The sequence below is a fragment of the Pseudomonas sp. P7548 genome, assembly GCF_013386585.1.
Classification (GTDB): Bacteria; Pseudomonadota; Gammaproteobacteria; order Pseudomonadales; family Pseudomonadaceae; genus Aquipseudomonas.
On the sequence record NZ_JACARO010000086.1, the window covers coordinates 25155 to 47485 of the forward strand.

Consider the following 22331-nt stretch of genomic DNA (forward strand, 5'->3'; position numbering starts at 1 on the left):
AAATATGCAGCCACTAATCGTTTCTCAGCAGGTCACTCAGGGCGTCGCAGACTTTCTGCGCACCGCATTCCCGTCCACTACTTCTGGTTTTGAGGGCTTGCTGGAGCGCTTTTTGGCTGAGCGCAGCAATATCTTCAAAGGGCCGTATCTGACGTTGCCACTGCCATTTCGCAAGCAACTAAATGGCGGTTTACCAGCTTTTCCTTGGTTACCCGCCAGCTTTGTGCCCCATGCACATCAGGCCAAGGCTTTTACGCGGCTGGCGGGCTCAGAGGCTCAATCCACGTTGGTGGCAACGGGTACGGGGTCGGGTAAGACCGAGTGCTTTCTATATCCGATCCTTGAGCATTGTCGTGTGGCGCGTGCCGAGGGGCGGCGTGGCATCAAGGCGATAATCCTGTATCCCATGAATGCCTTGGCCAGCGACCAATCTGGGCGCGTGGCCAAGGAAATCGTTAAGGCCGCTGGCCTTAGTGGGATTCGTGCAGGCTTGTACGTGGGCGATGCACCGGCTATCGAGTCGCAAACGGTCGCCCAATTGAGCGACGGTAGTTATGCGGTGATCACTGACCGCAATGCCCTGCGTGAAAATCCGCCAGATATTCTGCTGACCAACTACAAAATGCTGGATTTTTTGCTGCTGCGTGCAGCTGATGCCCCTTTGTGGGCGCATCAGCTGCCAGACACGCTACGTTATTTGGTGGTGGATGAGCTGCATACGTTTGATGGTGCGCAGGGTACTGATCTGGCCTGTTTGATTCGCCGTCTCAAGGGACGTCTGAATGCGCCGCCAGGCCAGTTGGTGTGCGTCGGTACTTCGGCAACGTTGGGCGATGATGGCGTTAGCGATTTGCTGGACTTTGCCGGTGATGTGTTTGGTGAAGTGTTGGATGACAGTGCGGTTATCTCCGAGGACCGCGAGTCGGTTGGGGATTATCTCGCTGAAGCCCTGGTTGAGTTCACCCAAAGCCCGCAGCCCAGTGATCTGCATACCTTGGCCCCCGAGAACTATGACGACCTGAGTGCCTATCTGGCGGCCCAAGCACCCTTGTGGTTCGGTGAGCCTTGCTCGGTCGCGCAGGCAGAGGATTTTGCTTGGCGCTGTGGCTTGGGTAAGGACCTGAAGAGCCACTTTGCCTTCCAGAATCTTTTGCGTGATTTGGAGCGTCTTGGACCAAAGTCCGTGTTGCTGGATGACCTGTTAGTGCTGCTCAAGCGCCGTTTGCCGAGCTGCGATGATGAGCGCTTTGCGTTACTTTGGTTGTCTAGCCTGCTGTCGTTGGTAGCGCATGCACGCCAGGATGCACATCAGAACTTTTTCTTGCAGGTGAAGGTGGAAATCTGGCTACGTGAGTTGCGCCGCATGGTGGCTGTGCTGGATGCTGAGCCGCAGCTTCGGCATCACGATGACTTACGTAAAGTCGATATGGAGCGGCTGCATCTGCCGGTGATCCATTGCCGCGAGTGCCACGCCACCGGCTGGGGTTCTACGCAACAAAAGATCAGTCCCAATCAACTGACCCATGACCTGCAGTCGTTTTACAGCGCGTTCTTCGCCGAGGATGTGAGCACCCGTTTTATTTTTCCCTCCAGCGCGGGGGCGAACCCCACAGTGTTCCAGCGCAAGCAGGTATGTCCTGCGTGCGGCACCTTGCATCAGGCATCGCAAACCGAATGCTCACACTGTGAGGATCAGCCTTTGCTGGCAGTGGATATTGCCAGCAACCTGCGTGAAGGTATGCGCAATGGCGCGAAGTACACCAAATCGCACCATGATTGTCCTTTCTGTGCCGGTTATAAAACGCTGACGATTGTTGGTTCGCAAGCGGCCAGTCTGGCGGCGGTGATGGTGGGACAGTTGTTTGCAACGCGCTTCAACCCGGACAAAAAGCTGATTGCTTTCTCTGACTCGGTACAGGATGCGGCGCATCGTGCAGGATTCCTTGCCGCGCGAACCTGGCGAATGAACTTACGGGCGGCGTTGGCGCAGGTAATTGCTGATGCCTATGCAGCTGGGCGACCTGTGACACTGGAAAATTTGCCAACAGTATTCGCGCAACGTTGGCGCACGGCGCTAGGCGATGGTCATTACATTGCTAACTTCCTGCCGCCGCAAATGCAGTGGCTACGTGATTACGAGTCCCTGATGGAAGAGGGGGCGCTGCCTGAAAGCAGCAACCTACCTGGCGAATTGGCGAGGGTGTTGCCTTGGGTGCTCAATGCAGAATTTGGCCAGGATGCTCATATTGGCCGCACTCTGGTAGCGACGGGAACTGCTTGCGTAGTGCCACTTGCAGGCAAGTTAGACGAAGCCGCTCAATGGCTGTTGCCACGTCTACGTGACACGCTTGAACCGTTAGCCGCCGCGCAGTTGGACGAAGTTGTTGTTTTACTACGCGGGTTACTGGAAAACATGCAGCGCATCGGGGCTTGGCGTGATCAGGAGCTAGGGTTTTATGCGCGAATGGGTAGCAGCCCTTGGGGGTATAAGAAGAATCCAAGCCAGTTTAAGCTTCTAACCAGCCCTCGGCCTCCGAGGTTTTTGACACTGGCAGAGTTTGGTCGCTGCGTCAGTGTAACTAAGAGCCATGCCCGTTTGTTTAGCGACTGGGCGTTCAAGGCATTGCCTGCTTTGCATAAACTGGCGCTGGGCACGGATGCCTTGATTGCACCGCTTTATCGACTTGCTCTTGAGGCATTGGAAAACGTTGGCTTAGCAGGTTTTGAGGAGGCCACCGAGAAACCGGATATCCGTGTATGGGGGCTGGAGCCCTCTGCTTTCCACGTTATCTTGGGGGGCAAGGTGTGGCGGTGTGCCAGCTGCCACAGCACCACACTCTCTGGTCCAGAGGATGATTTTTCTGAGCAAGCGTGTCGCCGTGTCGGTTGTCGGGGCGAGTTGCACGCACTAGATGTACCCGGTGATTTTTATCGCAAGCTCTACCTGAATGCGGATATTCGGCGGGTAGTGGCGCACGAGCATACTGGTTTACTGCCGCGAGAAACGCGCGAGGCGGTAGAGCGCAACTTTAAATCCAACAGTGATCGCCCCGTGGGCATTAATGTGCTCTCCGCGACACCCACTCTTGAGATGGGTATCGATATCGGCGACTTGTCCAGTGTGCTGCAATGTTCGATTCCTCCACAGCAGGCAAACTACATTCAGCGAGCAGGACGGGCGGGGCGTAGCACGGGTAATGCGTTGCTGATGAGCATGGCGAACAGCAAGCCGCATGACCTGTATTTCTGGGATGACCCGAAAACCATGATTGCAGGTTCCGTGCAGGCACCTGGGGTTTTCCTTAACGCCTCGGCGGTACTTGAGCGTCAACTTACAGCGTTCACTCTAGATTGTTGGGTGCATGAGAACGGGCGGGCGGCGCAGATCCCTTCGGAAATTCGTGGGGTGTTCACTGCGATCAATAATCAGACCACCAGCAAATTTCCTTACCCTTGGTTGAGCTATGTGGAACAGCACCAGGCATCGCTACTTGAGCGGTTCCTGCGCTTGTTCAATCAGGGGGAGTTGTGCCCTTTGAGCGACGGTACGTGCCAATGGCTCGCAAATTTCATTCAGGGCAGCAGCGGTGATAGCAGTCCGTTGGCGTACAAGATCGTCAACCGTTTGCAGGGCATTGCTAGTGATGTTGAAAGCATCAAGCGCAAACGTGAAGCCGCAGTGAAGGAGATCGATAAGCTGCAGGCATTGACGGTGCGTGGTGAGGATCAGGATCTGGAGTTGGCGCGACTGCTTCAAGATCGAACTGCGCTTTCGCGTTTGATTGGCAGCATTGAGGGTAAGGCTACGCTCAATGTGCTGACTGATGAGGGCTTGCTACCCAACTATGCGTTCCCGGAGCAAGGTGTGCTGTTGCGCTCGATCATTGTGCGCGATTCAAAGCCTGGAACATCCGCTCCTGATCCACTGACCTTCGAATATGAGCGTCCTGGATCAACGGCCATCACTGAGTTGGCACCGAACAACACCTTTTATGCCGAAGGCAGGCGGGTGGTGATCAACCAGATCGACGTATCGAAGATCAAGCCGGAGCACTGGCGTTTCTGTAGGCAGTGCTCCTATACCGAGCCGCTGTCCTCGGGTGATCAACACCCTAACTGCCCACGATGTGGCGATACGCTGTGGCGCGACAGTGGGCGCGTACACGAGATGCTCCGCTTGACCACGGTATTTGCCCGCACGCTGGATCGCGATAGCCGTATTGCTGACGACTCAGACGAGCGTCAGCGCGGCTTTTATGTGCGCCAGGCTTTGGTGGATAGCCCGCCTGATGCGGTGCGTCAGGCTTTTGTGATTGACGAGCAGACATTTCCTTTCGGCTTCGAGTTTCTTGATCGAGTGACTTTTCGCGAGGTGAACTTTGGCGAACAGTCAGCGGAAGGCATGCCGATGGAGATCGGCGGGAAGGAACTCAGTCGCCCTGGTTTTAGCATCTGCCCCGAGTGCGGAACCTTGCAGCGCAAGCGCAAGGCCGAAGAGCTGTATCGCAACCATTCGTCCTGGTGCGCGAAGCGCAAGAACCCCGAGGCGAGCACGCAGCAGTGCGTGTTCCTCTACCGCGAGTTCACTAGTGAGGGCATTCGTCTATTTTTGCCCGAGGTGGGTTTTGCCGATACCAACGAGGCCCTGCTGAGTTTTGTGTCGGCTCTGGAGTTGGGGTTGGCGCGGCGTTTTAGGGGAGCAGTGGACCATCTGCGTATTGCCCTAGATATGCGTATGGCTGCGGGCTCAGATACGCCGCGTTGTTATCTGGTGATCTACGACAGCGTGCCGGGTGGCACCGGCTATCTCAAGGAATTGATGCGCGCGCCGGAACCGCTGTTGGAAGTATTCGACATTGCACTGCAAGCCCTCAATAGCTGTACTTGCAACCAGAATGCGGACACCGATGGCTGTTATCGCTGCTTGTACCGCTATCACAACAGCCATGATCGTAAGTCTATCTCGCGACGTACAGCACAGAAGTTGTTGGGTGAGGTGATGCAGTACAAGGGTGCACTGAAGCCAGTTACCCATCTGGCCGACGCCCAGCCAGCTAACCAGTTACTGGACAGCATGCTGGAGAAGCGGTTTGTCGAAGCGCTGCGCCGTGAGCATGAAGGTGAGAAGTTCAAGCTGAGTGAGCTGTTGTTCAAGGGCAAGGCGGGCTATCAGATACAGGCTGGCTCGCGTCGCTGGCGGATGGAGTTGCAGGTCAATCTGGGAGCCAGCGAAGGTGTATTGATTCCGTGCAAGCCTGACTTCGTGTTCTGGCCAGACGATGCCGCCGACGACCTGCCCGTGGCGGTCTTTGTTGATGGTTGGCAGTACCACAAAGACATCATTACTACCGATATGGCCAAACGTATGGCGGTGGCCAAGAGCGGGAAGTTCTCAGTCTGGACGCTGACCTGGGATGATGTCGAATGCGCTTTGCAAAACCAGGTATTACCTACGCCATTGCCTTGGGCAACTTTGCTTAATGATGATCCGCAGCAGGTAGTGCAGAAGCTGTGCGCGGCACAGGGCATCGCAACACTCTCCAATTTCAAATCGTTGCCGTCCTTTAGCCAGCTGCATCAGCGTTTAGCCCATGGGCAACACCAAGCGCTCGGCAAATTGGCCGTCTCCCTGGCTGCGGGAATGTTGATGCCGCCGGGGGACACTACTGCGCTTCAAGTCCTGCGCGAAGGGGTTTTCTGGCAGCGTTTGGATGAGCTGGGTCTGCTACCTGACCTGCAAATGCATAGGTTGAGCCAGCGTCAGCTCGGTACAGCCTGGATGCTGGCCATTGCCATGCACCCGGAGCATCTGAAGCACGTGATGACGGGCAATGGCTCTGCAGACTCTGAACCTGTTCTGGTTGGCGAGTGGAAAGAAGATGGCCTGCCCGAAAGCGAGCTTCAGTTACGCTGGCAGCAACTTTGGCAGGCACTTAACTTATTGTTGCCGCTGAGTCAGATTTGGGTTGGCAACGCTGAAATGCCAGGGTTACCTGCGCTGCAGGATTGTTCTGCGCTCAAAGCAAAATCCGGCGGGCTGTCTGAGGCCTGGCAGGAAGCGCTGAGTCTAGCTGCACATGAAGTACAGTCTTGGGGCTTGGCTCTGGCTGGTCTGGACGTAACCGCCCCAGAAGTGGGCTATGAGTTGATGGATGAAAAAGGCCGCGTAATAGCAGAAGCCGAATTGGCTTGGCCAGATGTTTGTACCGCCGTACTACTGCCAGATTCTGGACCAGTGGCTGCGCTTTTTGCTGGCCAAGGTTGGCATTCTTTTACCGCTGACGGCAGTGAGTTGCCTGATGAGCTGAGAACCCTTTTGATGGAGACACTGGCATGACGCTGGCACTCAAGATTGCAATGTCCGATGACTTCCTAAAGTCGTTTTCAGCAGTTCCTCGCTCTCACCAGCAGGCGGTGCTGACCTTCGTTGCAAAGTTTCGTCAGAACCCAATGGCAACCGGTATCAATTATGAGCGCATTCACGATGCCGCCGATCCGAACATGCGTTCAGTTCGAATCAACGACAACATGCGTGGCATTGTTCTCAAGCCGGATGTGGGCAATGTGTATTGCCTGTTATGGGTCGATCAGCATGACGATGCCTATCACTGGGCACGTCGCCATCGAGTCGCTATCCACCCGGATGTTGGCAGTATTCAGGTTTATGCAGTTCAGGAGGCTGCTGACACGACTGCATCTGACACACCGGCTGAGGTGCGAGTAGCAGGTTTGTTCGATGCACTCAAAGACCGTGAAATTCGCCGCCTGGGTGTACCTGACGACCGGCTGGAAGCTGTGCGTTCCATTACTAATGAACGCGAGCTTGAGGCGTTGGAAGCACAATTGCCCGATGAGGCATACGAAGCGTTGTATCTGTTTGCTGCAGGCGAGCCTTTCGACAAGATTATCAGTGATCAATCCGCGCCGGCGGCGGTCGACCCTGCGGACTTTGGGGCTGCGCTGGAGCGCGACAGCTCACGCCGTCATTTCGTGGTGCTGACTGACGACAGCGATCTGGAAGCTTTACTGGCCGCACCTCTAGAGCACTGGAGGGTCTTCCTGCATCCAAGCCAGCGTAAGTTGGTGGAGCGCGACTGGAATGGTCCTGTGAAGGTGACCGGTGGCGCAGGTACTGGTAAAACCGTTGTAGCCATGCATCGCGCTGCAAGACTTGCACGACAATACGCGGACTTGCCTGGTCGTCCTGTGCTGTTTACCACGTTCACCAAAACCCTGGCTGAGGACATCCGCCAGCATTTGGCTCTGCTGTGCACACCGCAGGAGCTGGAGAAAATTCATGTGGTGAACCTGGATCAGTGGGCTTCCAGTCTTCTGCGTCGTTTTGGTTACCCACATAACCTGTTGTACAACGAAGGCGACCGTCGCCGCTTCTGGCAAGCAGCCTTGTCGGCGATGCCAGCATCGATTGATCTTAGCTTGCCGTTCATGCGTGCGGAATATGAGCGAGTAGTGTTACCTCAAGCCTGCGAAACTGCAGAGGACTATATGCGTGCCAGTCGAGTAGGCCGCGGCGGTCAGCTTGGTCGTGCGATGCGTAAGTCTATCTGGCCGGTGTTTGCCGAATACCGCGCCCAACTGCAAGCAGCCAACTTGCGCGAGCCTGAAGAAGCCTTCCGTGAAGCTTGTCAATTGCTAAGGAAGGAGCAGCCAGCACTGGGTATTCGTTCCATGGTGGTGGATGAAGCTCAGGACATTAGCAACGCCGGCTTTGAGCTTATCCGAACGGCAGTAGGGGAAGCCGAAAACGACCTGTTTATTGTTGGTGACGCTCACCAGCGTATCTACCGGCACAAAGTAGTGCTTAGCAGAGTGGGTATTGAAGTTCGCGGCCGCAGCCGTAACCTGAAGGTGAATTACCGAACCACCGACGAAATCCGTCAATGGGCCTGCGCTCAGCTTGAGGGTTGTGCAGTCGATGACTTGGATGGCAACGCGGATTCTCTGCGCGGTTACCGGTCTCTGACTCATGGTGATGTGCCGGACATCATTGAGTCGTCTTCCGCCCAAGAGGATACGCCGCATATACAGGCGATCCTTAAACAATTGCAAGACGATGGCATGGAGCCTCGACAGGTTTGTATCACAGCGCGAACCAATGACGATCTGGACAACATTGCTCGGGCTCTGCAGCAAGCGTCTATTGTTCACTTGAAACTGGACAACTCAACCTCTGACGATTCGGCACTACCGGGCGTTCGCCTGGCCACCATGCACCGCATCAAGGGGCTTGAGTTCAGCGTAGTGATCGTTGCTGCATATAAGGGAGCGGCTAGTTACGCTGAGCAGTTCAGTCGCGATGAGGATGCTGGCGTGACGGAGGATACGGAAACCTCCGAGCGTTGTTTGCTGCACGTTGCGGCAACGCGAGCGAAACGCAATCTGTTTCTCTTGGTTCGTCCTTCATCTGCTTGAGGGGGCTGAAGCGTCCCGCTAAGCGGCCTTCAAGGAACGTAGTCAGCTAGGAAGACGTGGAAATGACGACTGGATTCAAACTCAAACGCGCCTTTTTCAACGAGTCAAAAGGCAAGATTGGTGAGATTGCGCTTTTTCAAGCATTCATCCGCGCCTTCAATGTGCTCGGATCTGACGCTTTGGCAAAGGAATATCATGGTAGCCGATATCAGGTTACGTTTAACGCAGCCCGGGGGGCTGGACGTCCAACCCCTCGCTGCGAGTTATGCGACGTAATGATTGTTCATTACCCGGCAAACAACGCTAGTGCAGCTCGTATTACTTTCAACCAGGCAAAGGTCACCACGAAAGCTCTTAGTTGTAGTCGTTCCTCCATTGCGGCGGGCCCCGAAAGCTTTCGTGCGAACCTCGAGCAGTGGGACCTGCTTTCAAATCGGCCATCCATAAATCCTGCGACAAAGACATTCAATCCACCAATAGACTTGCTTTCTGGTGCGATTCTTCCATCTGTTGGTACGTTTGGTGTCTTTTATCCTTCAGGCGCAAGTTTCGACTTTGCTTACTTTGTGGCAAGCGAACTCACGCCGCTCACCAACGGTTACAGGCGATCCGGAACTCTTCAATGGGCAGCCCCTTTAAATGTGACCCGCAGTATTGCCGGTCATGAAGAAGTGACGGGAACTTGCTGTCTCCTTACATTCGGAGACGCTTTAGAGCAGAGCCAGATTGGTACGCCTATCATGCCGCTTTTGTACGGTGCTGCTGGTTCGGCTCAAATGCGAGGTTGGTTGACTAGAGTTCTTTTGTCGCTCCGTCGAGAACATCCAGATTCTCAGCTACCGGACGAGCTATTGAGCGGGCTGGAGTTGAGAAGCGTTGCCGAGGAACGAAATCCCATTATTCATGCCGGAGAGCCATCGCCACCTCGAGCAGTCATATTGGTAAGAACGTAAGGTGAAGATCGCCTTCGGACGGGCGCTATAGCATGTTCAGAATCAGATCAGCCACGCAGTCAGCTGATCGCCAAAACTGCCTGATCGCCGACTCCCCCTAGGTACGCGGAGAAATTGCACACCAATCCTCTGGAGCAGTTGTCTGCAGGACGCGGACTAGGAAGCAGAGGAATGGGGTAGCGAGTAAAATGGGGGTGAGGCAGTAAAGGCGGATGCCAGGCAAGGCTTTAGCCACGAATTCTCGGTTGAGCATTAAAAACCAGACAACCCACCTCAGTTGTACAACCAAGGCTCCAATTCAGTCAGGTTTTTCACCACAATCTGCTGCGCTTCAGGCCGGGGCTCCATTTTTGTAGGGTCAATCTGATATCGCTGTAATACATATTTCACCAGCGCCCGGCGTGTAGGGATCAGCAGTTGGCCGTTTTGCATACCGAAATCGGCTTCGATGATTGCCTTCTGTGCGGCTGTCAGTCGCGAGTCGGGCTCGATGATCACCGTCACCTCGTTATTCCAGACTTCGTCTCCATCAATCCCGTTCTCGGAGTTGCCATCCAGTTCGGGATGGCCGCGCAATCGACTCAGCACGAAGTCACGATACTGGTTGTTCTTCTCGCAATAGGCGCGTACGTGCCAACGCATACCGGTATAGACCAGGGTGTGTGGTGCGATGAGCCGACCTTCTGGGGCGGGGTTGGCCAGTGACACGTATTCAACTTCAAGGCGCATGCTTTCTCGACAGGCTTTGAGCAATGGCCGCAGGATTTCTGCGCGAATCGTCCGGTCCGGAACTTCCAGTACCTTGGTGTGGGCATAGGCCAGGGCCAGGCCTTCGATGTGCGGAGCCCGCTCGTTGTTCTGATAAAGCAGGTGTAGATAGGCGCTGGCACTGTCGTCGATGAACAACGGCTTGAAGTGCTTGCTCGGCACGTAGCCCTTGAGTTGCTTGTCATATGTCAAGTTTCGGGGCGCATGTTCAGTGATGTAGGTGTTGATGTCCTTGGACGCCTGCTGACGACTGATGCCGAAGCTCTGGATCAAGTGTCCCGTGGTCAGGCGGCCTTCCCACCATGCCACGGTTTCGATCAAACGATAGCGAAGTGCCAGATCCCAGCGAACCTGCTTGATGTCTTGTTGGCGTTTCATGACCCCTCCATGTGCGTGAATACTTTACCTGTATAAGTCTACATTCTATACGTGTAAGGAAACACTACATATTCTTGCCCCGTCTTCGAGATCAATCGAACTCACGAAAAGGATAGGGAAATGACAACGTCGGATGCTATTTCGACAGGGGCTCTGCTGGCGATGGGCGTCATCGCGTTGGTGCTGATCATCCAGTGCTGGAAGCTCTACGACATCGGCCAGATGATCCGCGATTGCAAAAACGCGACCCGCTGGCTGCGGATCTGGGAAATGGAAAACCGCGAACTGCGCTCGGCCCTGCGTGCCGAAAAGGCGCACGTCGAGCAGTTGCAGAGAAAGCTGGTGGTGCTGCAAGCCATGATCCCGGCGGCGTAAGGAAACGGACATGAACAGACTCGACCGAATCAAAGGCTGCCTACTGGGTGGCGCAGTGGGGGACGCATTGGGCGCCCCCGTCGAATTCCTCGATTGGAACGCCATCCGCGCCAGTTTCGGACCACAAGGTATCGTTGATTTCGCCCCCGCCTACGGCATCAAGGGCGCCATTACCGACGACACACAAATGATGCTATTCACGGCCGAAGGTCTGCTGCGCGCTTACGTTCGTGGCAGCTCGCGGGGCATTTGTCATGTGCCTGGCGTTATTCACCATGCGTTGTTGCGCTGGCTGATGACCCAGGACTATCAACCCTCGACTCACGTCACCCTCGACGGCTGGCTGGTCAAGGAGCGTGATCTATGGTCCAGGCGAGCACCGGGCAACACCTGCGTCAGCGCGCTCAAGGCCAGTCAGCGATTTGGCTTCTTCGCGCAAAACAACAGCAAAGGCTGCGGCGCGATCATGCGCGTCGCCCCTTGCGCCTTCTTCGGCAACGCCTTCAAGTACGCCGCTGAATCCGCACGACTGACCCACGGCCACCCAACCGGCTACATGGCCGCTGGGCTGTTCGCCGACATCCTGCAACGCATGACCGACCGCCAGGACAGCCTTGAGCAGGCCCTCACCAAAAGCCTGGCCGAACACGGCGGCAAGCCAGGCATGGAAGAAACCCGCGCCATCCTCGAACGCGTGCTCTTCTACTTCTACGAAGGCTACCGCCCAACCCCCGAACGCATCGACGAACTCGGCGGCGGATGGGTCGCCGAACAAGCCCTGGCCATAGGTATCTGGTGCGCCCTGACCGCCACTTGCCTGGAGCAAGGCATGATCACCGCTGTCAACCACAGCGGCGACAGCGACAGCACCGGTGCCATCGCTGGCCAACTGCTCGGCGCTCGATACGGCTCGGCAGCCATCCCTGCGCGCTGGTACCAGCACCTGGAAATGCGTCAGGTGATTGAAAAAATCGCCCGGGATATCGAACGCGTGCCCAGGGATTATTTGGGCTACGCAGGGGAATTTGATCGCGCCATCGAAGCGCAATATCCAGGGAGCTGAACATGCCAATACAACCTCATCCGTTCACCTTCAAATGCAGCGCGTGCGGCTGGAAAAAGACCGTCGGGCCGAAGAGCGATTGCCTGGGGCCGGGGGATTGGTTTGGGCTGTGTCCGCAATGCGGGAGCGAGGCGATCACCATGAAGCCCGCCACACGCGTTGAGCAACTCTTGATCGGGGTGTGGCCCCGGCGTTAGACCTTTGTTCAGGGAGTGGTGATGGCATTTCGGTATCTTGCTGGGCATAATCCTACTGCCGTTGCCGTAGCAGATTGAAGTGATCTGTGCACAGGGAAGCGCTTGCGGCATCCCTCACGCCAGCCTCAAGCGTTCTGCGTTGCGGTCATCCTTGATGATCACGACCCTGCTGCCATTACCTGTTCGCCCCACAGTGGCGAACGTCCAATCATCCTGTACGGAGTGAGTCGGCTCGTCCCGACATCCTTCGTCAAGCAGTCAGGTGAAATATGGGTGTCATCCTAGGCGCTGTAGTGTTCCTGCTCATACTCGGAGCAGTTGTTGGCCTTGTTGAAAAAGGCGCAGGTTCAAAAGCGATTCGTCCCTATCTGGGACTACTGCTCATCGCCGCTCTGATCGCCGGAATGGGAGTGGTACTCGGGTTCATGTTCCGAGGGGTCGAAGAGTACTTCTTGATCGCCGCCAAAGGCGTTGCGGTGTTCACTGCGGTGGTGCTGTGTTTGCAACTGATCGGCGTGGTTGCGAAGAAGTTTTTTGTTTCGCAATAGCGAAGTCAATTCAACGGTGACTTAGGTCGGGTAGGTAATGGGCTCCGCTATCAGCCCATTACTGTCGCAATCTAAATGCTGAGCTGCCGTTCGTGCAGATCAGCTCACCAAGCTCAGTGCATTTGCTTGAGTCTGATCAGTGCGATCTGAACCACGCACGGCATTGTGATTCTGTACGCCTGTGCCGTAAGGCTGTAAGTTGCCCAGACACCTGAAAGTGCCAGGCCAATGGGTCCCAGCGCCGTAGCCCCCCCCTGCCAGCTACCGCAGTCAATCCGGCTGTGGCGCCGCTGCCCAAGGTGTTAGCTGCCAATGCGTTGGACAGCAGACTGGCTGCGGTGATCGAAATCGAACCTGGCCCAAGGTTAAAGGCCGCGCGCAGTTCTTCAGGCGTACCGGTCAAATTTCTCTGCTTCTCAAGGCTGTGAATCAGCGCCTTTCTGTCGGCAGCACTTGTACCGCTGACAGTGAGCTTCCAGAGCTTGCCCAGGATATTTCGTTCGATGTCGGGTAACGACTCGCCGTCCGAGCGTTTTACCGAGAGGTGGTCAGCGACGTCGAATACGATCTCGCTGTACGAAACACCGTTGCTGCGAAACAAATTGACGAGACTATTCCCACCGAAATGCTGAAGCTCTCGGATCAACGTTCGTAGCACCAAGGGCGTGTAGGTGCCTTGTGTTCTCGCGTTGATCAGCGCTTTGCAATTCTCTTTGGAAAGTGAAACACGTCCCTTTCCACAGTCGGTGATGTAGTCGATCAGTGGAGCGATATCCTCATTGCTCGCTTGGATCAGAAGGTCCAGCAGGTCATCGTCATACTTGATGTCGATCTGTTTTTCAGCATTCACTGTCGATATTTCCACCGCCGCCACTCTCGATAAATGTTGACGAGCGAAAGGCGCGCTCGATTCATGGGAGGTTACTTGAGTTGTGCCATGACATCCGCCAGCGCCTTGTCAGCACTGGCGTTGCTTTTTTCTCCCTCGGCCAACAACGCCTCTGACTGCCGAAGGTTGTGCCGACTTTTACCGGCTGCCATGACTCGGTTCATGCAGTGCATGGTGTCCCGATAACCCTGCTCGATCCACGAGGGAATTTTTTCGCTGTCAAAGCCCAACAAATCGCGGCTGCCACCCAACGGCCCTGCTGCACGAGACAAGCTCTCTTGGGGGCGTATCTCAACGATGGTTGCGTTCGGGAAGTCTTGGCGGCTCCATGGTGAGCCGTTACTCAGGTGCGTCACGATGATCAGATTGCAACCGGCCTCAAGCAATGGAGTAATCGGGGTATTGCCCTGCATGGTTTGCCAGCCACCCTGGCCACCGTCTGAGTAGAGGGACCCGTTGGTTTGTCGGGGTGCGAACAGCAAGGGGATGGCGGCCGAAGCGAGCAGAATATCTTTCTGCTGTTTAGGGGGCTGGGACTGAATATGGACGAAGTCTGAGTCAGGAGTGTCTGCGAAGCCAAGTTCTGCCCTCAATGCGGCCGCCAGGTCGTTCAGTCCGCCGAGGCTTTTATAGATGGAAATATAGAGTGGAAGACCTGTGGCCAGATTCTCAGGCTGCAGGTATTCGTCCATCAGGCTTTGTAGCTGGCCATCACACAACAAACCGCCGTCTAACGCGCTAAACGCTTCTGGCACTTCGTAGCCGTAGTGCTGAGCCGCTGTCCGCGAGGCGCGGACAATGACGTCCACAGCGCCCACGCCGTACATTTTCAGGCCCGCAGAGACCAGAAGGCTGAGATAACTCGGGAGCTTCAGGTCGATCGGAGAGCGCTCGGCCAGCCGCCCCCAAAGCTCTTCCAAACGTGCGATACCTACGTCCAGCGAAGGGGCAGAAGCCAGCACACCGCCGTTGAGTGCGCCGATACTTGCGCCTGAAACTGCATCTATCTGAGTTCCCAGTTCCCGAAGTGCCCTGAGCACGCCTACTTGATACGCACCCTTGGCGCCTCCTCCGGAGAGCACCAGACCTACTTTCATTCCATCAGACATGACTGACCTCCAGAAACAGCTCTTGGATCATCGCTTCGGTCATGCGCTGGGTGGAGCTGAGTCGTGGCATATGCAGCGGAAGCTCATCGGGGCTCTGGGAGGCAGCGAATATGAACGGAGACTTGTGTGCGTCATACCAGTCACCCATGTACGCCAGCGCTTCACCCGCTTGCGGGACGACATCACGGCCTTTTGGTTGGGCCAGCCAGCGCTCGCGGGTCGCGACGCGTTCGACTCTGTTAAGCCCTGCGTCGTTAGTGACTTCGGTAATGATTCTGTTCGCCAGATCTTCCAGCAACCGCTGGCGATCTTGCCCCGAGGATTGGCGACTGTAATCGCCGAAGGTCCCCCAGTGCAGCTCTTCGAGCGCGGCGTAGCAGCGACCGGATAATGAGAAGCTGTTGTAGCGTCCGGCGCCCCACTTGTTAAACACGCTGTCCAGATGGATTTGCGCGCGCTGCACGAAATCGATGCGTGCCACTTCTTTATCGAGTACCGCGCAGCGATCATCCAGACGATGAGCCAAGTTGTCGAGTTGACGGCGAGTTTCAATCGAATACGTGCCGATTTTGGTCATATCGAGCTTTAAACCGTTAACGCGCTCGTTGACTTGATGAACGGAGAAGTTGGTTTTGGAAAGCGACTCGCTGAGATCTTGAAGCCAGTTCAAAGCGCCTTCCACGCCATCAGTCAAAGAAGCGTTGATCTCTGCCTGATGACGAGCACCCTGGCCGGTGAATCCATCATAAAGGCGAGCGGCAAATCCAGTGCGCCCTTTGAGGAATACTTGCCGCTCACGGGCAACGTCAATGCCGTTGGCGAAATCCACAACGAATTTTTCTGGTAAACACGTCAACACCTGACAGATTTCAGAGGCTGAGTCGATGGGTTGTTGTTCACTCATACCAAGGCTCCGGCGTCTGTCGGATACATATGTTTCGCGTCGTCCTTGAGCTCCATGCTGTCAGCCAATAGCGCAGGCACAAAACGCGTTAAACCGGTGAGGCGCTGCTTGAGCTCTTCCTGTTCGGTCTTGCTGCTTTCCTGATCACGAATACCCTGCAGAAGGTCGCCGCGGATGTGTTCAACTGTCTTGATGAACTCAGCGAAGAAACTGTCCACGGTGACGTTAAGCGGGGCTTCGATGGATTTCGCGATGGTGTCGTCAAGGCCTCTGAAAACGTTCGAGATGGATTGAGAAATCTTCGCTTTGATCTCGTTGATATTGACTTCAAAGTACTGCTCGGTCGCCTTGTACTCATCCCATCCCCAATCGCTGCTATTAAACCAGCTGCACACCGTACCCCAGGCACCCGATGAGCGACGATAACGAGTCACCTGCTTTTCCTGCTGGCTGACCATGTTGGTCAACGTATCGACAGCGTTCAAGTTCAGGGTCAGCGAACTGGCATCGGGAATTTTTACCGCCACCGAAAAACCATCCACCGCCATGCGATGATTCAACCCGTCGGTGATTTGTTGAGCCTTCAAGATGACGTTCATCGCGAAGTTTTTCTCAAACTCAGTCAGGATTTTTTGCATGGCCAGAACCATTACCTGTTCTGCGCTACTCATTTCTTTGCCGATGGCACGCTGTATTTTGCTGACAAGCTCTCCAGCATCTTTGGCTGAATCGAATTTCATGATCGGGCTTTGCGGGTCGAAATCCGGCTCCTGATCCACTTTGCGTCGGGATGCAGAAGGAAGTGTTCGCTGGTCAGCCGGCAGCCGGGCGTTCATTGCCCCTATCAATCCACCCAAAAAACCTCCAAGGGACACGGTGTTAGTCAGCTCTTTCTGCCGAGCCTCTGCCTGCTCACCTTCGATGCGCTTGCCTTCCTTGAAATAAAAGTCGATCGCCGCTTCGGTTTCGGATTTGATCTTGGAGAACATCGCTTTCGTTTGCTGATCGATCCCGTACAACGTCTCTTTCGCATCTTCTTCCGTCTGCGACCTGATCGTTTCGATCTTGTCGATGTCGCTCTTCAAGGACGTAATCTGCGCCATCAACGCTTTTGCACTCTTCTCCAGAGCAGTCTTGCGAACCCCCAGAAATGTACCGGCGGCTTCAGCCAGATTGATCAGCTTCGACGCTGCTGAGTCCAGGGCATACGAGGCTGCACTGGCGTGCGCTGTCTGGATGACGTTCTTCAACGGGCTGGCAAACAGGGAATCCTGCCAAAGCGAGTTAGCCGCGCTGATGACTTCCTCCTCATCCCCAAGCTTGCTCTCCCAGCGACGCCCGAGCGCTTCTTCAGCAAAATCGACCACCCAAGGGTGGGTGTTGTGGTCGGGGAGTGTTTTACGCAGGGCAATTTCATGTTTGGCGCGATTGGCCAGATATCCCCAGCGTGAAGATACGGGGAACACGTCGGAAGGTTTCAACAATCCTTCCATCAAGGTATCAGCTACAAAAGACTTGACCTGTTCGGCGTTGTCGCCGTGACGGTCACGCTGGTCAAACTTGTTCACCAAGGTGAAGAGGCGGCCTTGGGCAACGTTGGCAATGTCCTTCAGCTCCTGGCGTACCTGCTCGTCGGCATCCGATTTGAGTTGGGTGAAGTCTAGGACAGCAAGCACGGCGGAAGCCTTTTGCAACTGCTCGGTGAGCATTGCACGCAAGTGCTCCTGCCCCGACTCGTTCGGGCCGGGTGTGTCCAATAGCGTCAACCGGCCGACAGAGTGCTGTACGTCGCCCAAGTGGGCAAACTGCACTTCAATGACGGGCATTTCATGCACTTCATCGTAACTGGCAAACGGGAACTCAGCGTCCAGATCGGCACTGAGCCGAACCAGATCGTTCAACGTCTTCAGAAACCAGAAGATTGATTCCGCGCCTTCGTAGATTTCTTTGAAACGCACCTTTTTTTCGATCAGGGTCAACAGTTCGGCCATGTCCGCATTACTGGTGACGAACGCCTTTTGACCGGCTCCATTCTTCAGCGCTTTACCCAGCGTAAGCATCAGATCGTTGATAGGCCCACTATTCTCGAATTTCAGAATGGGTTCCAGCTGCCCCGGGGTATGACGGATCAGTGTCGGAAGCGCAGTCATTGGACGGTTGCGGTTCGGCAGCACTTCGGTGCCGACAATCGCGTTGATGGTCGTGGATTTACCGGCTTTCATGGTGCCGACAACAGCCAGCACCATCTCCAGGTTTTTCAGCTTGGCCAGCTCGCCGTTCAGGACTTCGATGTCTTTGGCGATCGATTCGCGAGTAAATGTCTGGTGCTCACCTGTCTGCTCGGCGGTCACCACGCCAGGCTCAGTTCTCATCTGATTCAGCAGATCGATTTCCACTTGAAGCAGTCGTTCTGCTTCGTCACGCAACAACTCGATGTTCTTTTCGTGCATGGGACTTCCTTGAGATAGATCGACATGAGAGGCAATGAGTGCTTCTGGGGGATCGCCGGTGCCGGAGGTGATTTGTAGGCTCATACTGCTAACCCGCCGGGGTTCCGTATGCCGTCGCAGCGTGTCTAGTTCGCTGGTCAGCGCCTCGCAAAGGTTGGATCCTACCGGATGAAATGGCACTTCGCCATATGTTCGCGCACGCGCTTTACGTTAGCGGCTTGTCGGCCTTGGAGATGATTTCTTTAGAGGGAGCAGTGACGGTGGAAGGCTGAATTGGGGAGGGGGGTGCCAAGGAGGTACGGATAACGTCAGTCGCCATGGACCCTGAGGACGACCTGGACCTAGCGCTTTTTAGCGGATGATCAGCGAGCAGGGTGGATAACAGCATCCGATAACTGCGCCTGTCATAAGAGCTGGATTGAGGACGTCTCAGCGCTTCAAAGCCTATAGAATCCGACAGGCATGACCCAGAGCCTGTAAGGCCTGCGATGCCATGAGGTTTTCAGACCCTGGCCAAGACCAACCTGAAACCCATAACGGAAAAGCTGAACAAGGTACTGACGACTTTGATTGGCAGCAAAGTCATGGACAAGCCGATGCTTATCGATGTCGAGCAGGCCATCGGGCTGCTGGATATGACTGAGCCAGCCTTCGAGTTTGACGAGGGTTACAGCTTTGACTGGGAAGCTGCCCGCTCAAGCCTGACCTACCTGGCTGGACTGAATAAGTCTAGCCAGACGAACAAGGTCTGGCTGATGACTTACATCGATCGCAATGTAAGTCGCTTGGCTGGAGAAACTTCTCACGCCGAGTACATCGAGCCGGACTCCACTCGCACTGAAGGCAAGGTGCGCAAGGAGTTCGCTCTGGATAATCCCATCCTGATCCTGATCCTGATTCGTCAGAATGGTAATGAAGCACCTCAACGCTGGCGCGGTGGTGCCTTCTGGTAGCCGGTGATCTCTGCCCAGCAGAACACCCCAGCTGCCATCTTCGCCCACGAAACCTTGAATAACGATTGAACGAAGCAATAGGGGCGGGGGGCTGGCATGCTCGGCTGGCTGCATAGTCACGCATGACAAAAAATAAGCGGAGGACTGTACTCACGACCGCCCCGGCATGCGCCCAGGGCAGTCTATCGGACAGAGTGAGCCTAGGGGTTACAGGTAACCTCGTTCAGCCAACGACACGCAGCCTTCATTTCCCACCACAACATGATCCAATATCCGGGTGCCGACCATGTTCAGAGCGCTCTTGAGGGTGGTGGTCAGGGTACGATCGGCTTGGCTGGGGTTGGGGGCGCCGGAGGGATAATTGTGAACCATAATTACGGCGGTGGCGTTGTGCTCTAGGGCGATCTTGACCACTTCCTGAATCGCCCCGGGTTCTCTAGACACCTTGCAAGCTCATTGCGTGACGCTTTTCAAACTCTACCGGTGACAGCTGATTGTTGAAACCATGTCGACGTTTTGAGTTGTAGAACATTTCGATGTAATCGAACACATCGCTACGAGCATCTTCACGTCTGGTGTAAATTTTCCGCTTGATCCCTTCTCGTTTCAGAAGCTGGAAAAAGCTCTCGGCCACGGCGTTATCATGACAGTTGCCTCGACGACTCATGCTGGCAACCAAATTGTTTGCCTTCAAAAAGCTGCGCCAATCGGAACTGCTGTACTGGCTGCCCTGGTCGGAATGAACCATCACCTCTTGCTTCGGTTTACGCCTCCAAACCGCCATCAACAACGCATCAATGGCCAAATCACTGGTCATCTGCGACTTCATTGACCAACCAACGACCTGACGAGAAAACAGATCCAGCACCACTGCCAAATACAGCCAGCCTTCATAGGTACGAATGTAGGTGATGTCGATGACCCAAACCTTGTTGGGTTCTACGACATCGAACTGGCGCTTCAGCAAATTGGGTGAGGCGACCGCTGGCTTACCGCCGTACTTTCCAGGGCGGCGTCGATAACCTGTCTGAGAGCGCAGCCCTTCAAGACGCATCAGCCTTGCCACACGATGGCGCCCGCAAACTTCACCGACCTCGCGCAGATCGTCATGGATTTTGCGATAGCCATAAACGCCGCCGCTCTCCAGCCAGGAATGCTTGATCAAACCCAGCAGTCGCTGGTCGTCTTTAGCACGTGCAGATTGCGGCTCAGACAACCAGGCGTAATAGCCGCTGGGATGGACTTTCAGCGTCAGGCAAAGCCGTCGAATGGAATAGTCGCCGGCTCGCTGCTTGATAAAGGCGTACTTCAGCCGCACTCCTTGGCAAAGTACGCGGCGGCCTTTTTTAAGATGTCTCGCTCTTCAGTAACACGCTTTAGTTCGGCTCGCAGACGACGCAATTCAGCGTGCTGATCTTCGTCTTGCTGCCGTTCTTCTTGAGGTTTGCTGTAGCGCTTTATCCAGGCATAGAGGCTATGCGTCGACACGCCGAGATGGGCCGCCACATCAGCGACAGGCAGCTTCTTTTCGGTCACTTGATTGACCGCTTGTATTTTGAATTCTTCGGGGTAACGCGGGTTGCTCATGGCACCTCCTAATAGGCCTCAGTTTAAGGCAAAGAGGTGTCTAGGAAACCCGGGGCGATTCAGGTTGCAGCTTTTCGATTCTGTCTTTGAATTCGCTTTCGGAGATACTGTGCTCCTCAAGAAACTCAGCGACTGATATAACAAGCCCTTTGTTTTTCATTTTTAATCGTATCCTTGTGTATCGCCGCTAGTCTTTTCTCAGGGCAGTTAGAGTGACTGTCTATATCAGACTGGATAAATGCTTGCCGAGAACTTCCCAAGCCTTCGCCATTTCATTAACATAGCTATGACGCTGATAAGTGCGTTTTACCTTGTTTTCCTCTGTGTGGTTGAGGCAACGTTCAGCCACTTCAGGAAGCACGCCAATAGCAGTCATAATCGTCGCGCCTGTACGCCGCAGGTCATGAGGCGTCCACTTTCCGCCTGGTAGCAACAGTGCTTGGGCTTTTGCGCTACGTCGGCTCATGGAGCCTTGCTCAGGAAGGCGCTGGCGATCTCCTAGCTGCTTGGTTACCGTTTTAGGACATACATGGTCAGTTATGTAGGTGTTCGGGTAGCACCAAGGTGACAGGCTATTAATCTGCTTTACGCGCTTGAAGTGGCTAATGGCAAAGTCTGAAAGGGTGATGCTGTGCGGTTTGCCGTTTTTACTATGCTCGGCTGGAATCAGCCAAGTGCTTTGCTCCAGATCGATATGCTCCCATCGGGCGCTCAGGAGCTCACCAATTCGACAGCAGGTCGATAGGGCAATCCAGATTGCAGCTTCGGTGGTGACTAGCAGTCCTGCATCAGGGGCTTTCTTAGCAAGCAGCTTGATTTCGTCATCACTGAGTACTCGGTCGCGCTCAGTGTCTTTGCCGCCTATCTTAGCTTTGCGGATACTGGCACTGGGATCGTGCTCAATCAGGTCGCGGTCTACGGCAAAGCGGAACATTTGACGCATAAGCGAAAAAACCATCTTGGCCATACGATTTACACCGCGAGCGAGGAGGGCATCTGTCACCTCGGTGATATGACCCTTTTTCACATCAGCGACAGCCAAGTCGCCCAAGAAGGGCAGAACGTCCTTTTCAAACATCCGACGAGCCTCTGCACCCTTGTCCTTGCGGTTGATGAGATCAACCTTAGCCCAGTGCTCGAATAGGTCGGTAACAGTCTTGCGTGCTGCCTGGCGAGCTTGCTCGGCTTCGGCTTCTGCTTTCTCGGCGGTGAGTCGTGCCAATTCACTATCTCGGGCTGCGATACGGGCAGCTTCCTCGGCATCCAGATGTTCACGTAAGTTGCGAGTTCCACTTTGGTAGAGGCGTGACCACTCTCCAGCTTTAGTTCTTGCTTCCTTGAGGGTAAGTCCATCAGTGCCAGTGGCGTCATATGCACCTATGGGCAGAAACACTCTTCCACCGCTGGTGTCGGTATACCTGAAGTAAAACAGGCGCTCGCCATCTGGGCGAAGACGTGCCATGAATCGGCCGCAGCCGCGAGGAGCATCCTCGATCAGCCAGGTTGGTTTGGCTGGTTTTGCGTTCATCTGTTTGTCGGTGATCGTCGCCACTTTCGCTTCCCCAGAAAGGCCAGGCTCCAGATGGTCACCGTTGGGTCACCGTTTCTCGCTGGCTTTGGTAGAATGCTATCGGAAGCGGTTGGACTGTGTAAACTGTATTGGCCTAGTAAATACAGTGCTTTAGGTTTTGTTCACGGATTTGTTTAGACTGGATTGGATTATG

The 22331-nt window shown here is 55.0% G+C and carries 14 protein-coding genes and 1 pseudogene; 7 read left to right on the forward strand and 8 right to left on the reverse strand.

The genetic code is table 11. The features are described 5' to 3' along the window. Positions 1–4: 4 nt before the first annotated feature. The 3 genes from HX803_RS27725 to HX803_RS27735 all read left to right on the forward strand — a co-directional run bounded on the left by HX803_RS27725 (position 5) and on the right by HX803_RS27735 (position 9386). Complete coding sequence (locus HX803_RS27725; protein ID WP_178925184.1) at positions 5–6337, forward strand: DEAD/DEAH box helicase; 6333 nt, start codon at positions 5–7, stop codon at positions 6335–6337. After that, positions 6334–8433 (forward strand): UvrD-helicase domain-containing protein, encoded by a 2100-nt coding sequence (locus HX803_RS27730; protein ID WP_178925186.1) that lies wholly within the window; start codon positions 6334–6336, stop codon positions 8431–8433. Before HX803_RS27725 ends, HX803_RS27730 begins: the two co-directional genes overlap by 4 nt. 62 nt (positions 8434–8495) lie before the next feature. Next, positions 8496–9386, forward strand: coding sequence for a hypothetical protein (locus HX803_RS27735; RefSeq protein ID WP_178925188.1), 891 nt, complete (start codon positions 8496–8498; stop codon positions 9384–9386). Positions 9387–9659: 273 nt separating this feature from the next. Here the strand turns inward: HX803_RS27735 and HX803_RS27740 are convergent, their stop codons facing one another. Further along, a complete protein-coding gene (locus HX803_RS27740) occupies positions 9660–10532 on the reverse strand; it encodes a WYL domain-containing protein (RefSeq protein ID WP_178925190.1) in 873 nt (290 codons plus the stop codon). Positions 10533–10652: 120 nt separating this feature from the next. Between HX803_RS27740 and HX803_RS27745 the strand changes: the two genes are divergently transcribed. The 3 genes from HX803_RS27745 (at position 10653) to HX803_RS27755 (ending at position 12715) form a co-directional block, all read left to right on the forward strand. Then, the gene (locus HX803_RS27745) at positions 10653–10907 is read left to right on the forward strand and encodes a hypothetical protein (protein ID WP_095032339.1); all 255 of its coding nucleotides are present in this window, start codon (positions 10653–10655) and stop codon (positions 10905–10907) included. A 10-nt stretch (positions 10908–10917) separates the two neighbouring features. After that, positions 10918–11970, forward strand: coding sequence for an ADP-ribosylglycohydrolase family protein (locus tag HX803_RS27750; protein WP_178925193.1), 1053 nt, complete (start codon positions 10918–10920; stop codon positions 11968–11970). Positions 11971–12436: 466 nt separating this feature from the next. After that, positions 12437–12715 carry a hypothetical protein gene (locus HX803_RS27755; RefSeq protein WP_095032336.1) on the forward strand — a complete coding sequence of 93 codons (279 nt, stop codon included), beginning with the start codon at positions 12437–12439 and terminating at the stop codon, positions 12713–12715. A 136-nt stretch (positions 12716–12851) separates the two neighbouring features. Here the strand turns inward: HX803_RS27755 and HX803_RS27760 are convergent, their stop codons facing one another. From HX803_RS27760 to HX803_RS27775, 4 genes are all read right to left on the reverse strand, one after another. Then, positions 12852–13565, reverse strand: coding sequence for a hypothetical protein (locus HX803_RS27760; protein WP_178925195.1), 714 nt, complete (start codon positions 13563–13565; stop codon positions 12852–12854). 71 nt (positions 13566–13636) lie between these two features. Further along, positions 13637–14713 (reverse strand): patatin-like phospholipase family protein, encoded by a 1077-nt coding sequence (locus HX803_RS27765; RefSeq protein ID WP_178925197.1) that lies wholly within the window; start codon positions 14711–14713, stop codon positions 13637–13639. Then, on the reverse strand, positions 14706–15617 hold the full coding sequence (locus HX803_RS27770) for a diguanylate cyclase regulator RdcB family protein (RefSeq protein WP_178925199.1): 912 nt from the start codon (positions 15615–15617) through the stop codon (positions 14706–14708). Before HX803_RS27770 ends, HX803_RS27765 begins: the two co-directional genes overlap by 8 nt. Further along, a complete protein-coding gene (locus HX803_RS27775; protein WP_178925201.1) occupies positions 15614–18151 on the reverse strand; it encodes a dynamin family protein in 2538 nt (845 codons plus the stop codon). The genes HX803_RS27770 and HX803_RS27775 overlap by 4 nt, the downstream gene beginning before the upstream one ends. 500 nt (positions 18152–18651) lie before the next feature. On the opposite strand from HX803_RS27775, the gene HX803_RS27780 reads away from it, so the two are divergent. Beyond that, the gene (locus HX803_RS27780) at positions 18652–19020 is read left to right on the forward strand and encodes a hypothetical protein (protein ID WP_178925203.1); all 369 of its coding nucleotides are present in this window, start codon (positions 18652–18654) and stop codon (positions 19018–19020) included. A gap of 207 nt (positions 19021–19227) precedes the next feature. Here HX803_RS27780 and HX803_RS27785 read toward each other — a convergent pair. The 3 genes and pseudogenes from HX803_RS27785 to HX803_RS27795 form a co-directional block, all read right to left on the reverse strand. Continuing rightward, positions 19228–19440 (reverse strand): annotated as a pseudogene (locus HX803_RS27785) (JAB domain-containing protein); the annotation flags it as partial. 16 nt (positions 19441–19456) lie between these two features. Further along, a protein-coding gene (locus HX803_RS27790) for an IS3 family transposase (protein ID WP_178925205.1) occupies positions 19457–20607 on the reverse strand; the annotation gives its coding sequence in 2 pieces (ribosomal slippage) (positions 19457–20364 and positions 20364–20607; 1152 coding nt in all). A gap of 220 nt (positions 20608–20827) precedes the next feature. Continuing rightward, on the reverse strand, positions 20828–22159 hold the full coding sequence (locus tag HX803_RS27795; RefSeq protein WP_178925207.1) for a site-specific integrase: 1332 nt from the start codon (positions 22157–22159) through the stop codon (positions 20828–20830). Between the last annotated feature and the right edge of the window lie 172 nt (positions 22160–22331).

What these genes read in the sequence shown, in the direction of transcription:
- HX803_RS27735 (WP_178925188.1), top strand. Translation starts at nt 8,496, where the DNA reads ATGACGACTGGATTCAAACTCAAACGCGCCTTTTTCAACGAGTCAAAA.
- HX803_RS27780 (WP_178925203.1), top strand. Translation starts at nt 18,652, where the DNA reads ATGGACAAGCCGATGCTTATCGATGTCGAGCAGGCCATCGGGCTGCTG.
- HX803_RS27770 (WP_178925199.1), bottom strand. Translation starts at nt 15,617, where the DNA reads ATGAGTGAACAACAACCCATCGACTCAGCCTCTGAAATCTGTCAGGTG.
- HX803_RS27755 (WP_095032336.1), top strand. Translation starts at nt 12,437, where the DNA reads ATGGGTGTCATCCTAGGCGCTGTAGTGTTCCTGCTCATACTCGGAGCA.
- HX803_RS27775 (WP_178925201.1), bottom strand. Translation starts at nt 18,151, where the DNA reads ATGAGCCTACAAATCACCTCCGGCACCGGCGATCCCCCAGAAGCACTC.
- HX803_RS27740 (WP_178925190.1), bottom strand. Translation starts at nt 10,532, where the DNA reads ATGAAACGCCAACAAGACATCAAGCAGGTTCGCTGGGATCTGGCACTT.
- HX803_RS27745 (WP_095032339.1), top strand. Translation starts at nt 10,653, where the DNA reads ATGACAACGTCGGATGCTATTTCGACAGGGGCTCTGCTGGCGATGGGC.
- HX803_RS27725 (WP_178925184.1), top strand. Translation starts at nt 5, where the DNA reads ATGCAGCCACTAATCGTTTCTCAGCAGGTCACTCAGGGCGTCGCAGAC.
- HX803_RS27730 (WP_178925186.1), top strand. Translation starts at nt 6,334, where the DNA reads ATGACGCTGGCACTCAAGATTGCAATGTCCGATGACTTCCTAAAGTCG.
- HX803_RS27765 (WP_178925197.1), bottom strand. Translation starts at nt 14,713, where the DNA reads ATGTCTGATGGAATGAAAGTAGGTCTGGTGCTCTCCGGAGGAGGCGCC.
- HX803_RS27750 (WP_178925193.1), top strand. Translation starts at nt 10,918, where the DNA reads ATGAACAGACTCGACCGAATCAAAGGCTGCCTACTGGGTGGCGCAGTG.